This is a genomic window from Gluconacetobacter diazotrophicus PA1 5 (assembly GCF_000021325.1).
In the GTDB taxonomy this organism is placed as follows: Bacteria; Pseudomonadota; Alphaproteobacteria; order Acetobacterales; family Acetobacteraceae; genus Gluconacetobacter; species Gluconacetobacter diazotrophicus.
Genome location: NC_011365.1, coordinates 1,157,220 through 1,171,515 on the forward strand (window position 1 = coordinate 1,157,220; position 14,296 = coordinate 1,171,515).

Annotated in this window: 19 protein-coding genes and 1 pseudogene; 2 read left to right on the forward strand and 18 right to left on the reverse strand. The window is 64.2% G+C overall.

Annotation, left to right across the window (positions count from 1 at the left end):
- Positions 1-26: 26 nt before the first annotated feature.
- The 10 genes and pseudogenes from GDIA_RS05075 to GDIA_RS05120 all read right to left on the reverse strand — a co-directional run bounded on the left by GDIA_RS05075 (position 27) and on the right by GDIA_RS05120 (position 8,092).
- Entirely contained in the window at positions 27-1,781 is a 1,755-nt protein-coding gene (locus GDIA_RS05075) for a relaxase/mobilization nuclease domain-containing protein (protein WP_012553525.1), read from the reverse strand.
- Positions 1,782-2,345: 564 nt separating this feature from the next.
- Positions 2,346-3,434, reverse strand: coding sequence for an IS110-like element ISGdi15 family transposase (locus GDIA_RS05080; protein ID WP_012222184.1), 1,089 nt, complete (start codon positions 3,432-3,434; stop codon positions 2,346-2,348).
- Between the two features lie 191 nt (positions 3,435-3,625).
- Positions 3,626-4,327 carry a lytic transglycosylase domain-containing protein gene (locus tag GDIA_RS05085; protein ID WP_012553526.1) on the reverse strand — a complete coding sequence of 234 codons (702 nt, stop codon included), beginning with the start codon at positions 4,325-4,327 and terminating at the stop codon, positions 3,626-3,628.
- The gene (locus GDIA_RS05090; RefSeq protein ID WP_012553527.1) at positions 4,314-4,652 is read right to left on the reverse strand and encodes a DUF736 domain-containing protein; all 339 of its coding nucleotides are present in this window, start codon (positions 4,650-4,652) and stop codon (positions 4,314-4,316) included. Before GDIA_RS05090 ends, GDIA_RS05085 begins: the two co-directional genes overlap by 14 nt.
- Before the next feature lies 1 nt (position 4,653).
- On the reverse strand, positions 4,654-5,196 hold the full coding sequence (locus GDIA_RS05095; protein ID WP_012553528.1) for a S26 family signal peptidase: 543 nt from the start codon (positions 5,194-5,196) through the stop codon (positions 4,654-4,656).
- The gene (locus GDIA_RS05100; protein WP_012553529.1) at positions 5,193-5,690 is read right to left on the reverse strand and encodes a DUF2840 domain-containing protein; all 498 of its coding nucleotides are present in this window, start codon (positions 5,688-5,690) and stop codon (positions 5,193-5,195) included. Before GDIA_RS05100 ends, GDIA_RS05095 begins: the two co-directional genes overlap by 4 nt.
- Positions 5,687-5,929, reverse strand: coding sequence for a ribbon-helix-helix protein (locus tag GDIA_RS05105; protein ID WP_012553530.1), 243 nt, complete (start codon positions 5,927-5,929; stop codon positions 5,687-5,689). The genes GDIA_RS05100 and GDIA_RS05105 overlap by 4 nt, the downstream gene beginning before the upstream one ends.
- Positions 5,930-6,123: 194 nt before the next feature.
- Positions 6,124-6,756 (reverse strand): annotated as a pseudogene (gene parA, locus GDIA_RS05110) (ParA family partition ATPase); the annotation flags it as partial.
- Positions 6,753-7,808 (reverse strand): replication initiator protein A, encoded by a 1,056-nt coding sequence (locus tag GDIA_RS05115; RefSeq protein ID WP_012553532.1) that lies wholly within the window; start codon positions 7,806-7,808, stop codon positions 6,753-6,755. The pseudogene parA and the gene GDIA_RS05115, both read right to left, overlap by 4 nt.
- Entirely contained in the window at positions 7,808-8,092 is a 285-nt protein-coding gene (locus tag GDIA_RS05120) for a helix-turn-helix transcriptional regulator (RefSeq protein WP_012553533.1), read from the reverse strand. The genes GDIA_RS05115 and GDIA_RS05120 overlap by 1 nt, the downstream gene beginning before the upstream one ends.
- A 377-nt stretch (positions 8,093-8,469) precedes the next feature.
- Here GDIA_RS05120 and GDIA_RS05125 point away from each other — a divergent pair, with 377 nt between their 5' ends.
- The gene (locus GDIA_RS05125; protein WP_157864147.1) at positions 8,470-9,066 is read left to right on the forward strand and encodes a hypothetical protein; all 597 of its coding nucleotides are present in this window, start codon (positions 8,470-8,472) and stop codon (positions 9,064-9,066) included.
- Positions 9,067-9,206: 140 nt separating this feature from the next.
- Here the strand turns inward: GDIA_RS05125 and GDIA_RS19505 are convergent, their stop codons facing one another.
- From GDIA_RS19505 to GDIA_RS05150, 7 genes are all read right to left on the reverse strand, one after another.
- Positions 9,207-9,623 (reverse strand): DUF2285 domain-containing protein, encoded by a 417-nt coding sequence (locus tag GDIA_RS19505; RefSeq protein WP_012553534.1) that lies wholly within the window; start codon positions 9,621-9,623, stop codon positions 9,207-9,209.
- Between the two features lie 49 nt (positions 9,624-9,672).
- Positions 9,673-9,972: a transcriptional regulator domain-containing protein gene (locus GDIA_RS19635; protein ID WP_244455109.1), complete on the reverse strand. Its 300-nt coding sequence runs from the start codon at positions 9,970-9,972 to the stop codon at positions 9,673-9,675.
- A gap of 135 nt (positions 9,973-10,107) precedes the next feature.
- A complete protein-coding gene (locus tag GDIA_RS05135) occupies positions 10,108-10,386 on the reverse strand; it encodes a DNA -binding domain-containing protein (protein ID WP_012553536.1) in 279 nt (92 codons plus the stop codon).
- Between the two features lie 11 nt (positions 10,387-10,397).
- Complete coding sequence (locus GDIA_RS05140; protein ID WP_457851910.1) at positions 10,398-10,625, reverse strand: XRE family transcriptional regulator; 228 nt, start codon at positions 10,623-10,625, stop codon at positions 10,398-10,400.
- A gap of 205 nt (positions 10,626-10,830) precedes the next feature.
- Entirely contained in the window at positions 10,831-10,983 is a 153-nt protein-coding gene (locus tag GDIA_RS19420) for a hypothetical protein (RefSeq protein ID WP_012553538.1), read from the reverse strand.
- A 342-nt stretch (positions 10,984-11,325) separates the two neighbouring features.
- Positions 11,326-11,652: a DUF736 domain-containing protein gene (locus GDIA_RS05145; RefSeq protein ID WP_012553539.1), complete on the reverse strand. Its 327-nt coding sequence runs from the start codon at positions 11,650-11,652 to the stop codon at positions 11,326-11,328.
- A gap of 594 nt (positions 11,653-12,246) precedes the next feature.
- On the reverse strand, positions 12,247-12,687 hold the full coding sequence (locus GDIA_RS05150; RefSeq protein ID WP_012553540.1) for a hypothetical protein: 441 nt from the start codon (positions 12,685-12,687) through the stop codon (positions 12,247-12,249).
- Between the two features lie 162 nt (positions 12,688-12,849).
- Between GDIA_RS05150 and GDIA_RS05155 the strand changes: the two genes are divergently transcribed.
- Positions 12,850-13,059 (forward strand): hypothetical protein, encoded by a 210-nt coding sequence (locus GDIA_RS05155; protein WP_012553541.1) that lies wholly within the window; start codon positions 12,850-12,852, stop codon positions 13,057-13,059.
- Between the two features lie 9 nt (positions 13,060-13,068).
- Here the strand turns inward: GDIA_RS05155 and GDIA_RS05160 are convergent, their stop codons facing one another.
- Complete coding sequence (locus tag GDIA_RS05160; protein WP_012553542.1) at positions 13,069-13,998, reverse strand: DUF2493 domain-containing protein; 930 nt, start codon at positions 13,996-13,998, stop codon at positions 13,069-13,071.
- Positions 13,999-14,296 lie beyond the last annotated feature (298 nt).

Genomic DNA, 14,296 nt, shown 5'->3' on the forward strand with positions numbered 1-14,296 from the left:
AGCCGAAACTCGCAGGCCACCCGACGTCAAATCCCGAGCCCGCGCTTGCGACCGAAATTCCAGTCCACCGTCCCGCCCGGCGACAGGGTGCCGGAAACCTGCCGTCCGAGCTTCTGCTCCAACGCTGGCCGCCACGGCACAAGCTGGAAGCCCAGCCCGTCATCGACCATCGCGAACCGTCCCGAGGATAGAACGACCCGCTGGCGATAGACCCCCGAGACGATCTCGCCTTCCTTCGCGGGGCGGTGCTCCAACCCGGTCTGCGCCGCAAGCCTCGCCGCCGCCTGATCGAGATCGCGCTGGCGCAGGGTGCCGATCAGGTCGGGCGCGAACACCACGCGCTCACTCTGCCGCCGGGCCAGCCCCTCCGACGCCAGATGGTCAATCCGCTGCACCATCGCTTCACGGACCTCCGAGCCGAAACCCGCATTGGCCAAGGCTGGATCCTTGGCGAGCAACTGGCGATCGAGCCAGGTTGCGCCAGGTGCTGTCACCTGCTCGGCCAGCGTGAAATCTGAACGCGCGGCGAGCGACAGACACTGCGTGCCTTTGGCATCCTCCCAGCTCCGGGTCTCAACGATCGCACCGGTCCTGGCATCGCCGGTCAGGTCCAGATCGGGGAAGCGGACATGATGCGTCCGTCCGTCGGTCCCCGCAATCACCGCGTAGCCCGAACCCTTGAGTTCATCATCCAGCCCGCGCTCGACCAGCCGCCCGATGACCGGATCGGCCAATGTCTCGCCGTGGATCGCGAAACCCGCAACATCGGGTTCCGCCCCGCCGTCGGACATGGCGCGGTGCATGGTCCTGATGATGTCGCCCCGGATGGAGAGATCACGCAGGGTCGCCTCCAGCCCCGGCTTGAGGGTCCAGCGCGCCACCCCGACCCGTTCGGCGAGGCCAAGCCCTTCCAGCTTGGTCGCCCTTCCGACCAGCAGGCGGCGCAGTTCCGGATCTTCTGCACCCGCGCCGGGACGGAGATCGACGATGCCGCCGCCCTCGTCGCTGAGATCCTGCAACGCGCGATCGAGACTGGTCCAGCGGTCGGCGCCAATCTCGGTGTCCAGGGCGGTGCGTATTTCCCGTTCGCTGCGCGGGCCAAGCTCCAGCGTCACCCGTTCGGCGGCGCGGTCGCGCAGCCCCTGGCTGATATAGGCGCGGCTGATCACCAGATCCTTGCCGTCATCGGCCACCCCGCGCACCAGGATATGGACGTGCGGATTGTCGGTGTTCCAGTGGTCGACCCCGACCCAGTCCAGCTTCGTGCCGAGGTCGCGCTCCATGTCCTGCATCAGTTCCCGCGCGAAGCCCCGCAAATCCTCCATCCGCGCTGCGTCCTCTGGGGAGACGATGAAGCGGAAATGGTGCCGGTCGTCTTCGCAGCGTTCCGCGAAGGCCTTGCTGTCCACTTCGTCGGAACCGGCATCGAACAGATGGGCCTTGGCCCCATCGCGGGTCACGCCCTCGCGTCTGAGATAGGCGATGTGCCGGGCAAGAGGCGCGGACCGAAACCGCGTGCCCTGCTGGCGGACCACCCGCGCCTTGACCACGACCCGACGGGCATTGCTTCGCAGCCGCATGGACAGGGCCGCGCGTCGGCCGCGCCCGAAACGAGAACCGCCACCGCCTCCCCTGCCCTTCGCACCGAACCGGGTGCCGGTATGACCGGCCTTCTTCGCGGCACGCATGACCTCGCCAACGAAGGATTTCGGTCGTGCGCCCTGGTTGCCATGCTGGATACGTCCGGGCCGGACGGTCAGGTTGTCATCGCACGTCGCCATGTCCCGCTCCCTGCTTCGATGTGCGCCTGACGGCGCCCGGGGCCTTGAAAAGATTAGGAAAACTGCATGGACAGCCGCAGGCGGCTGGTGGTGAGAGGACAAACTCCCCAATCAAACCAACCACATGCAGCCCCGGACGGGCGCTGCTTTTACCTTGCCCTCTTAATCGGGCGGGTTTTTTGGTCAAGTTTTTCATTCTTCGTTTTCCTTTAGCTTCCTTTCACGATCACAGTTCTGCTCCTGGACTGGCATCTCGGCCCTGACTGAGGGTTCGTGGCACGCCGTGCACTCTTCCGCGCTCAGCGACGACTGATATGCCGCCCCATCCGTGGATGGGCGGCCGGCCTTTCGTCGTGGCGCATTTTGCCATCGGATTCACGGGGCAGCATCACAGGCACTCGAGCGGAGTCCCACGAGGCGTTCACCTGCGCGTGCTCCAGGCAAGATATCGTGCTTCCCGTCGTCCTCGACTGCACCCTTCCCCATCCGCCTTGGCGGATCTCCCTGTTCAGAACGCCGCGGTCATCCCGACACGCGGCGGAACATTCCTTTGCAGCTGGACACTCACGCGAGCGCCCGCGGCAATTTGCGGTTCTTGCAAGCGATATGACGGGCCCGCTCTTCGGGATCGACGGCCGGACCGCCGTCATAGACCGTTCCGTCGAGCCACATGGCATGCATGATCACGGCCATCTTGCGCGCCACGGCGACCGCCGCCTTGCGATGGCAGGACCGTTTCGCCAGTTCCAGGCCCCAGGTCCGCAGCTTGTCGCGCCCCTTGAAACGCGTCAGCAGGACCGACGCCGCTTCATAGAGGGACCGCCGCACCTCCGGATCGCCGGCCTTGCTGATGCGTCCCTGCACATCGATGCTGGTACCCGACTGCCAGCGCCGCGACGTCAGGCCGAAATACGCCGCGACGTCGCGCGAGCGCCGGAAGCGCGACGGATCGTCGATCGCCGTCATCACGCCAAGCGCGGTCACCGGCCCCACCCCCGGAATGGCCATGAACCGCCGGCACACCTCGTCACCCGCGACGATCCGCACCACCAGCTTGTGCAGCCGGGTATATTCTTCCCAGAGCACGGCCTTCGCCCGCAGCATCGCCTCCATGAGATCGCGGGTCAGCGCGTCCTGCGCCACGGCCTCGCGAACGGCGGTGTCGAAGCGCGCCCGCGAGACCGTGCCCAGGCGGATACCGAACGCCTTGAGCGAATGGCGGATCGTATTCTCGAGATCCATGAATTTGCGCTTGAGCGTGCTGCGCTGGGTCAGGATCAGACGCAGCCGATAGCTTGCTTCGCTCTTGATATGGGCCGTCCGGAACCAGCCGGTGCGCACGATATGCGCGATCCCCAGCGCGTCCGCCTTGTCGGTCTTGTTGCGCTGCGCCGACATCGCCGCCCGCACGTGTTTCGTCTCCAGGCAGACCGCCGGCAGGCCCAGCGCCAGCATCTCCGGATGCAGCCAGGGCGACAGGGAACCTGCCTCGTGACCCATACGGCGCAGGCGCGGCAGGAACGGCTTCACGGCATCCCTGAGCGCAGCCGGGTCCGTGGCCACCGTCGTTTCCAGATGCACGGTGCCCTGCTCGTCCACCACACAGACCGCCGTTTCGTCGATCGACACATCGAGACCGCAAAAGAATTCCATCGCACGCCTCCCGCGCTGCTGTTTCACCGCGGCAACTCTACCTTCTTTCCGGCCCGGGAGACCGCCAATCGACGACGACCGCTCAGGCCCGATTACGGCTGGCAGTCCTTTCCTCCGTTGCCAGCCTCCCCCCAGCACCCCATCCCCGAGGCACCCACAGCCCGCCAGCGCCCGATGGACCTGAACGGCGGTCATCGGTTCGCCTCCCCATGCCCTGACGCGATGAACAGCCCCACCGATTGCGGGGCGAGTGCCGTCCAGTCGCTCGGGCGATCGCCATCGGCATGCACCGGATCGTGCGCGCTCCCGACATGCCGGTGGGCATTTCCTATGCGCAGGAATGACGCCGGGAAGAGGGAAGAGCCCTGCCAGGATGGTGCCGCCGAAGCACTGATTGCGATGTCATCGGCAAGCGGCAGGGCCAGCCGCGCGCTGACCGACGCGACGTAGTTCCGCGTCTCGGCAGGCAGCGGCCGGCCGGTCGCCAGATGCTCGTCATAGCGCGCGGGACCGGCATTATAGGCGGCGAGAAACCCGGCCTCGCCGTAGCGATCCCGCATCCAGCGCAGATAGGTCGCTCCTGCCAGAATATTATCGTGCGGGTCGAACGGATCGTCGCCAAGGCCGAGCGATGTGCGCAGGCTGGACCATGTGCCGGGCATCACCTGCATGAGCCCCATCGCACCCGCCGATGACACCGCCCGCGCATCGCCTCTGCTCTCGGCGTGCAGCACGGCAGCAATCCATGACGCCGGAATCTGCGCGCGTGTGGCTGCTTCCGCGATCATGTCGGCGTAGGGATCGGCAACCGCATTATGCGTCGGCACCGTCAATGAAACGACGGCCGGAAGCACGACACCGAGCAGCCGGAGCCTCAATTTACCGCCGGTCATCGCGCTTCACCGGGCGACTCCAGACCAGATGGAAGGCACGGCCCTGACGGTCGGACTGGAACAGGTTGGCGCGGATCGGCTGCGCCAGCATGGGGTCGTCGAGAACGAGCGAGAGGTAGGTGCCCGCCTTCTCACCGGTGCGTTTCCAGCCAGCGCCAATCTCAGGTCCGGCGTCGGCGTCACCGAGATGGACGCGATAGTCGGGCGCATGCTCGGCGTCCGACGATGCCGCCGGCACGATCGTCAGTTCGACGTCGAGGGCGAGCGTGCGCAGGCGACCGGCAAAGCCGTCAGCCGTGCGCGTGAAAGTGCCGATCTGGGCCATGTCAGCCTCGTTTCTGCTTGGAGTTGGGAGAAATCGGTGACGGCACGAGCCACAGCGGCTGGGCTCGACCGAGCACGGTGTCGACCGGCAGGATGCCGAAATAGCGGCCGTCAAGACTGGTCGGGACTGCCGGATTCATGACGAAGACCTGACCGGGCAGGACATGCCGACAGCCTTGCCAGACCGGCAGCGGACGGCCGCGATGATCGCGGGCCAGCGCATCGCCGAGCATCTTCCCGTCGACCGTGACGGCAGCACCAGTGCGACAGACCAATTGCCCCGCCAGTGCCGCGACCGGCTTGAGCAACGGCACACCGAGCGGCAGATAGCCACCGCGCGCCAGCATTCCGGCGATGTCGGTGGGCGGGCGGATCGCGATCAGATCGCCGACATGCAGGGGGCTTACCGATTGCAGGCGATACAGCCCGACCGGCGTGCTGGCAGTGGCGTTCCAGATCAGCCGGGGAGCCGGATGGATCACCATTGACGTGCCGGCACCGAGGATTGCGAAATAGGTGGTGAAGAACCAGCCGAAGCGCATCATGACACCGCCCTCCGGCGCAGCCAGGCCTGATGGCGGTCGCGCGTGTAGGAACGTGACGCCTGCCCGGAAAGCATCCGGTTGTGCAGATGCCGCCAATGCTCGGGTGCCACATCAACGGGGTCGATGCCGATGGCTTCGATACAATCGATCGCTTCCAGCACCAGCCGGACCTTCGGCCAGCCGCTCTGGCGCAGCAGGCTCTCGCCACCGGGACGCACGAACGGCACCATCTGATACGGCTCGCCGGGGCGGATGACGCGCACGATGTCGATGCAGGACACCACCGTGCCGTAATCGTTCGCCGCCCACCGCAGGAAGGCGAACACGGTGTCCGGCGGAAAGCTCAGTATCCGCCTACGACGATCGAGAATCTGCTCATGGGCGACAGAGCCGAAGCGGATCCAGTGCTCGATGCGCTTCTCGATCCAGGTCAGTTCGACATGAGCGAGGGTGTCGGCGGGACGACCGGATGCCGCCTCGTGCGTAGCGTTCATGGCGTGTCTCCTGGGTTGTCGGGAAACTCTCGGGCCAGCAGGGCGCGCAGCATGTCGGCAACCGTGATGCCGCGCTGGAACGCCGCGACCTTGAGCCGTCCGCGCAGTGCCGGCGTGACGTCGATGGTCAGCCGGGCGGTAAAGCGGTTGGGGGGCGCAGGCGTCTCCGGCGTCCTGACCCAGCGTTCAGGATCGGCGGGACGCGCGGCGAAACCGGGCGGCGTGCGGCGTTCCGTCATGGCGCAATTCCTTCGCCGATCAGAAACTGGCTGTACGGTTTCAGGGTAACGCGCGCCTTCGCCGACCAGTCCGCCAGGCGCCGGTCCCAGGCGAGCGACGTATCGCCACCATAGGGTAGATCGACCAGGATCATGTCGTAGGGGCCGCGCCAGGGCATCAGGGGCGCGCTGTCGCAGGTCAGCAGTGTCCATGATACCAGCCCCCTGATCTCAGCCGTCAGAGCGGCGATTTCGCGGGCGGCTATCCCTTGGGGACGAAGATCGCACACCAGGCGGCCGGTGCGCGCAGCGTCGGCGAAGGCAACACGCTGGCCGATCCGTGCCGTGAGTACTGCTGGCTCATGCCCCACCAGTGCCAGCCGGGTTTCGCGAGCGATGACCGTGCGCGCGGCGCAGCGGTTCAGCACGAAGCGGGCCAGCAGGCCGGGACGGAAGAAGCGCGCGTCCTCCAGCAGCCGCAGCATCTCGACCGAGGCCCAGCCGTCGAACGGCGAGGGCTGGGCCGGGATCAGCACCAGGTCGGCGGCCAGCAGAGCGGAGCGCAGCAGCGCCGCAACGCGCGGCGGACCGTCGATGACGACGTTATCCACTTCCTGAGCCAGTTCCGGCGCCTCGTGGTGCAGCGTGTCGCGTGCCAGCCCGATCACGCCGAACAGCCGGGGCAGTCCCTCCCTCGCCCGTTGTGCCGACCAGTCCAGCGCCGAGCCCTGCGGGTCGGCGTCGATGACCGTCACGCGCCGGCCTTCCCGAGCCCATTGGCCCGCGAGATGCAGCGCCAGCGTCGTCTTGCCGACTCCTCCTTTCTGGTTGAGGAAAGCCACGATCATGACCCCTCTCCGGGGCTTATCCACGGATCGGCGGGGGGGCCAACATCCTTAAAGTTAGACTCTTTTAAGTTAGATTCTAAGTTAAGGGCGTCATAACCACTTGATTCAATGTTGTGATTCGGCGTTTTCCGCAAACGATAGCACGGATGCGGTGGCAGTGATGGCACGGATAAATCCACAACTGATAGCACGGATGAATTCACAGCTTGTCCACAGGCGCCTGTGGATAGTTTGACAGGTGCAAAGGCCAGCGAGTCATTGCCGTTGCGGTCGGGGCGCACCGACAGCCGATAGCCGGCAAAGGGCTGCCGTTTCGCCATCTCGCGCAGTTCGAAGGCAAAGCGGCGATAGGGGGAAAGGCTGGCGGATTTTTCGTAGAGATGGCGAAGGCCGAAGGCCCAGCCCGCGCGCTGACGACCACCATGCTTGCGCACGATGCGATATAGCCAGCGCTCCAGACCGCCGGTGAGGTTAAAATAGGCCGGATCGATGGTCAGAACGAGCGCGTCATCGAGCACCGCCTGGTAGAACCAGTCGGGCAGGATCAGTTCGATCACGCGGGTGCGGCCTTCCCGCGCGGTATGTCGCTTCCATTCGTTGATCCAGGAAAAGCGGTGCAGTTGCCCCTTGCCGGTCTGCCGCAGCGAGGTCTTGATCGTGGTGGATTGCAGCCGATCGAAGGCTGCTTCCAGCCGCTCATAGTCCCGCGCGCTGTCGCCCCGACCGATGAAGGTCAGGATCTCGCGCGGGCTGGCCATCATCAGCCGCGACGTGCGCCGACCGGCGTCGCGCGCGGCAACGAGATGGCTGGCGGCCCAGATCAGCACGTCGGCATCCCAGATCGTGGCCATGCCATGTTCGGCGGACGCCTCGACGCGGATCGTGACATCGGGGGTCCGATAATCGATCGGGACCATGCGAGGGGATTTGGCGAGGCTGAAGAACGGAAACGCCATCAGATCCTGCGCATCGCGAGGCGCGAAATCTCCCGCGATAGCGTGGAAGAGTTCCAGTTGCTCGCGCTCGGAGCGCGTTCTGCCCGTCGGGGACATCAGCGACGGCTCCCGCGTGATGTCGGCGGAATCAGCGGGCTTTGCCGCGCGGCCGCCGACACGGTGCCGGCGGTGGTGTCCGAGGTGTGGGCGCGTGCCCCGCTCTCGACCCAGGCCTGCAATTCATCGACCCGGTAGACCACGCGGCCGCCGAGCTTCGAGTAGCGCGGGCCGGTGCCGTAGATCCGGTGTTTTTCCAGGGTGCGAATGGACAGTCCGACGAAGCGCGAGGCGTCGGGCGTGCGCAGATAGCGCGGCGGCAGGTCGCTGTAATTGGCGGACATGAGGAAGCTCCGTGATCGCTGTCAGAGGCCGCAGGACAAATGCGGCCAGCAGGGATCAGCGTGGCGGAGCGGCCATGTTTGGAACTAGGACCGATCTCGCAGAGGCATGAGATCGCTCCTAGACAAGCAAAAGATAGCAATACTGTCGCTAGGAACGGGAACTACTCTGCCTGATCGCGAACTCCACATCCTAAACTCCCATGTGCGGCGGCCTTAAAATAGCTGGACAGAAATCTCGCATGCGATGTAGGTATCTGAGGAGGGGTTCTGAGGCCCTGACTTGCTGGACGGTCGAAGCCTTGGTGGGAGGATTTTCTCCCTATTAGTCTTTTTCGAGTGCCTTTGTGGATGGCTCGAGAGCGTAATGTCCGGACCTCGTGCCAAATATCCAGGAAGGTGAAGAAATGTCCTTTTTTGACGCCACCCCCAGTGTCGCAATCTGTAGCCGTGAGTTCATGAGGGATGTGCGCTACGCATTACCCGACTTTACTTGCATAAAAATGAACCAATTGGACGAAGCCATTGCGAGTGGTCTCGGCTTCAACAGTCGTGCAGCTTTGCTGCAAGCATTGACGAGCGTCGAGCGTCTCGTTGTGACCGTCCAAGATGATCGCTTCCGCAAACGTTTAGGCGATTTTGGAGCATCTATCGCTGAAGGCGTATTCCAAGAATGCATCATCAGTATGGCGGGAAGGTCGTCTGCCGAGATCCTCGTGGGGTTTCAGGGCGATCAAAGAAAGGCGAATGGTCGGGTCCAAGTTCGATTGAACCGAATTCCTTCTGCAGAAGAACTTGAGCAAGCCGGTGGTCTTGAATTTGAAACGTTCATGCCTGCATTTGCGCGGAACACAATTCCGGGCAAGCACATGGTTGCAGCAGCTCTTGATCTCGGCGGCAGCATAGATTTGGAGGGTTATTGGGTGGACGTCGGGCCTAAAAATGATTGGCTATCTATCATCGGGCCTTTAAATTGATGAAAAATAAATAACTTTTTGAGAAAGTATTCTCGAAAAATATAGAAATACAACTGAACTTGCATTGCCGTGCAAGTTCAGTCTTTCTGTTTTTATGTTAAACGCACATCAATATGGAGCTATCTGTGGTTCGCAGCCTATCAACGCCCTCGAAATGGGTGCAGTAGCAGCCGGCGGTATCCCCCATCGCTCAGGCCCCGTGCAAAACGCACCAGCCGTTTCATGCGGAAATGCAGATCGTGCGAAAGCCAGTCCCCAGCGGAAACCTCCCGACCGAACAGAACGCCAGCGATCTCGCGCTGCGAGGTCCCGCCGTCCAGGCCGTCAAGCGTACGGAGCGCCAGGATCAGCCTGCTGATGCGATCAGATGACAGACGGACCGGATCGCGACCAGGTGGGCGTCCGTTGAGGGCGCGCCAGAACCGCAAGGCGGCCTGGACGCGTACCTCGAACAATGCGTCAAACGGCAGCAACACGCCGACCTGAGCCCCGTCAGGCGGCAGGACGTACAGGCGCAGGATCGTCTCCCCCTGCTCAAGCAGCACTTCTCCCGCCATATCGGGCGGTAGTCCTGTCCGGGCGAGGGAGAGCGGACGATGCGCCGCGTCAGCCAGTGCTGTCGGCAGGGGGACAACCGCAATCACGGCCGGCGATACCGCAACAGTCCAGAGGGCGGTACGCGGATCGAGGACCGTGCGGACACTCTCGAAATCGCAACCCCCAGCGCCGGGCGAAGGCTTCGGCGTCTGACGTGGACAACGCGGACCGGCGCACAGCGCGCTGAAGGGTGGCACGATCGCGGACAAAGTCCCGATTGCGACTGACAAACTGCAAGGCAAAGGCAGGGGCGTCGAGCGACCGCAGGCCCTCGTACGCGCCCGCCGACCGCCAGTTGGCGCGGCTCATGGCGTCGTCTCCGATGCGTAACGGGTGGGAACAGGGCAAGCACTTGCTCGCGAGAGTATGCCAGACCGTCCCGCTGCCCGCTACGCCCCGGTCATGCAACAGGTCTTGCGGATCACGCAACGATTTCCGGGTGTTTTAGTGAGGTGCGCCGCCGCGCAGGAGATGCCGGTAGCCATGCCCGGTCATCCAGTGCGCCCGCGCCAGATGACTGTGCCAGCAGCGATGGACGCCCTCGGGATCGGCCGCCGGGTCACGATGGAGCACGATCCGGGCGACCTCGCGCCAGTCAGCGCCATCGGCCTCGGCGTCCAGCAGGCGGAGATAGGTGATCAGATGCTGTTCGTCATAGCCGGTGAGACAGGACGCCTCCGGAGCGCTGTCGGCGACGGGCGGATCGAGCGGGGGCTTCTGCATGATGGAGCCGATCAGGTCGGAGAACGAACGCGACGCACTTTAGCCTGCCGCGTTTCGCTACCGGAAGTCTCGTGAAGAAACATGACGCCGCGTCCTTGTCCGGACTCGATGAACAGGATGCCCGCCGCTTCCAGCGCGCGGCGAACCTGGTCGGTCGTGCCCTCATGGACGCCGAGACCGCGTTCGGATTCAAGGCGCTTGAGCGCGGTCAGTGCTACGAGGGCCTTTTCAGCAAGCATCTCCTGTGTCCAGCTCAGGAGTGCCCGTGCCGCCCTTACCTGTCGGCCAGTGATCATCCATGATCACATCCGACACACGGGGCATGCACACCAGAAATACGACTATAATAGTCGTATATTGAAGATTCAACATCGTTCTTTCAGCATGATGCCGGAAGAGAGTCGGTGGATTGGCGGCGTGCGCGATCAAACGAAAACCCCCGCCTTACGCGGGGGGCTCGTCGTCGTGGTGTCTGGCCGCGAATTGCGCGCATGCCTGCTTCAGTTCGCGCTCGATCTGTTTGCGCTCCCGGTGGCTCAGGTGAAAGCTGGTCAGTTCGGCGCGCAGCATCTGGATCTGGTCGTGGTGCGTGGTCATCGTCCTGCTCCTTTCGTTTTTCGAAGACAGGACACCGCCTCATGCACGCGTGAACCGGGTCAGGGATCGCCGCAGGCGACCGGCTTGCCGGCGCGCGGGGGAGCCGATTTTGTTCGGGACGGCCGACAGGTCGGCTCGGGCAAAATTGGGGGGACCGCGCGTCCTTGAGGCGGTTCACGCCGGGCATGGTACAATGGAAAGACTGAGGGAAGCCCTCTTCCCCCTGCCCCACCCGAAGACAGGCGGACCGGATCGCGAGCAATAAGCCACGCCCGTTCTTCCATTCCGGCCACCACCACGAAGGCCCCGCCCGGACCGGCCGGGCGGGGGATCGCGGGGGTCTCAGTCGCCGTTGCGACGGCCGTTGGGGCGGGACCAGATCAGGCTGTAGCCCTCGCCGTCCTCGTCATCGAAGAGATTGGCGAAGATCGGGGCGTTGAAGCTGGGGTCGTCCAGCTTGAGGCTCAAATAGTCGCGCCCCTCGTTGGAGCGCCGGGACCAGGCCGCCCCGATCTCCACCCTGCCGACGAAGACGCGGTGGCTGGGGGCGTTCTCGTTCGCGCGCGTAGTCTCGGGGGCGATGCGGACGTTGGGGGTCTGAAGCGAGAGGGTGACGATCTCGCCGTTATACCCGTTGCCGACTTTCTTGAAGGTGCCGATGGTGGCCATTATACTGCTCCGTGATCTCTGTTATCGAGCCCGCACCATTGCGGCCTCGATGGCGATCGGACAGACGGAGGCGAGCGGCGGCGCATCCCGCAGGGACCAAAGCGCAGCGGAGGACGGCGAGACGGAATTTTCTTGCTTCGTGAGGAATGACGGCGCAGCCGTCAGGGGAAGAAAATTATGGCCCGCTGTTGCGCCATAGCCGATCGAGGCGCAGCCGGCCTTCGGCTAGATCAGCCATTTTCAGAGGCCGTATGCGTGCGCGGCCCGACAGAACACACATCACGGAGACCATGGCGACCGGCACAGCACACGAGGTCCGGCGGCAACCAGAATGACGGCGTCATCTTCCCTCCATACCAACCCATCCAACCGGCCCGTTCCGGGACAGCGCCTCGCAGGACATACCCGGCTTTCCCCGTTGCGATCGGCCTGCGGACAATCAGAGCGCCAGTCCGGATCCTTCAACAGGCGAGCCGTATCAGGGTCAGAGCGTTCCATCCGCGCTTCGCCGTTCCTCGTTCCCCGCCTCTCGATGACGAGGAAAGACAGGCCGATGCCTGATCCAGACCTACTCACGGGCTGCCGTGCCGACCGTCAGACCCGCGCGATGCTTCCGCTGGCCGGTTCGGGCGGGGCCATGCCGGTAAAGCGGACGAACGCGGTGATGCCGACCGCGATCGCGCCGATCACCGAAAAGAAGAGCTGCCAGACGGCGGACGGCATCATCATCTGGGCGAGGCCGTGGGTGGCGCTATAACCGGCAATGACGGCGGGCACCGTATAGAGCAGGACGATCAGCCCTCGCAGCCAGATCCACGGTGCGCAGGCGAGTGCAATCTGGCCGAGCGTGAAAGTCGCAATGCCCGCCATGACGCCCACGATAAGGCCGCCGATTACTCCGGCGCCGGTATGGAACGCCCAGAGCCCAGCATACAGCCCACCGGCAAACGGCAAGGCGAAGACCGCGAGCGTGAAGATGAGCCAGCAGAAAAATCCGATGCCGGCGACGATCAGGAACGGTGCGAAAATCACCATGGTGGCGGCTCCCGTAGAGATGACATGATCTGACGGTCGCGCCTGCCACCACCACCACGGCGCGCCCCCATCATAGCGAAAATGGTCTGTCGACGGAATGAAAATCATGCTGGCGTCCGGCACAAGAGCGTGCATCGTGGAGCTGTTCAGGGAGACAACCTCATGGCGGAAATCACAGGACAGGAACTGCATCTGGTCAAAAAAGCACTCGCCATTGCAGTGCTGGCGATCGAATGGCAACCAGGGCCGTTTCAATCCTATTCGGACATGCAGGACATGAAAGGCCTGCTCGACCTGCTGGTTCCCGGTGATACCGAACTGGCCTTCTATGCCCGTGCCGCGCGGATCGCGGTTACGGGCGACCCGGACTGAAGACGGTGCTCACGCACCGCCTCCGAACCGCAGGACCGGAATACCGAGCTTTTTCGCTTTGTCGGCGAGATTCTCCTGGATGCCAGTTCCGGGAAAGACGATGACGCCAATCGGCATTGTGTCCAGCATCGCATCGTTGCGGCGGAAGGGCGCTGCCTTGCGGTGCCTGGACCAGTCCGGCTTGAAGGCAATCTGCACGATGTCGCGGTGGTCGGCCCAGCGCGAGGCGATGAACTCCGCGCCTTTGGGCGAGCCGCCGTGCAGCAGCACCATGTCGGGATGCTTGGCCCGCACCTTGTCGAGCCGGTCCCAGATCAGGATATGGTCGTCGAAATCGAGACCGCCGGTCACGACTACCTTAGGGCCGGGCGGCACCAGCAATTCCCCCTCGGCCTTGCGGCGGGCGTTGAGAAAGTCCCGGCTATCGATCATGGAGGCCGTCATGGTGCGACGGGAGACCAGCGAACCCGCCTTCTGACGCCACGCGCTCATCGTCAGGCGCTCGAACTGCTCCTGCGCCTCGTCGCGGAAGATCTCGTAGGCGTTACGGCGCTCTATCAGGGTCAGCCCTTCGGCAATCAGCCGCTCCAGTTCCACCGACCGGATCTCGCTGCCGTCCTGTTCTTTCTGACTGTTCTTCTGCGCCTGCTCGTTGCGGTCAAGCTCACGCTCCACCTGGCCGACCATGCGATGGAAGATGTTGACCGTGGACCAGAGCAGGGTTTCGAGATCGGGTTCCAGCCGTGTGTCAGTCAGGGTCGCGGCAATGGCGTCGAAGATGTCGGCCACAGCACCCCCGATGCGCGGAGCTTCGGGCAGCGGCCTCGGGTCCGGCTCGTCCTCGAAAGGACGGTAGCCATACATCTGGAGTTCCGCCAGCACATGGGCGGTGGAAGAGGTGGCGTGTGCGGGCTCGAAATCATCTGTGACGCGGGTCATGGGGCTGTCCTCCGGAATACCGGCCGCGCCCTTCGCGGCCTTTCCGGGGGCGGATAGCGGCAGACCAGGGACGGGCCGGAACCGCGCGCTTGCGCGGCCGCAGCGCAGCGAAGGATGGCAGGGGGACGGCTATTTTGCCTCGCGATGTAAAGCGCCCCCAAAGGGGCGCGACGGAAAATAGCCGTCCCCGCCATTGAAGGCCCGGCCCGGCTGACGCCCGCTCCCCTCCAGAAAGGCCGGGGCGCGCCCCATCCGGATACAGGGCAGCCCCGCACCACACGGGAAAGACGATGACTCT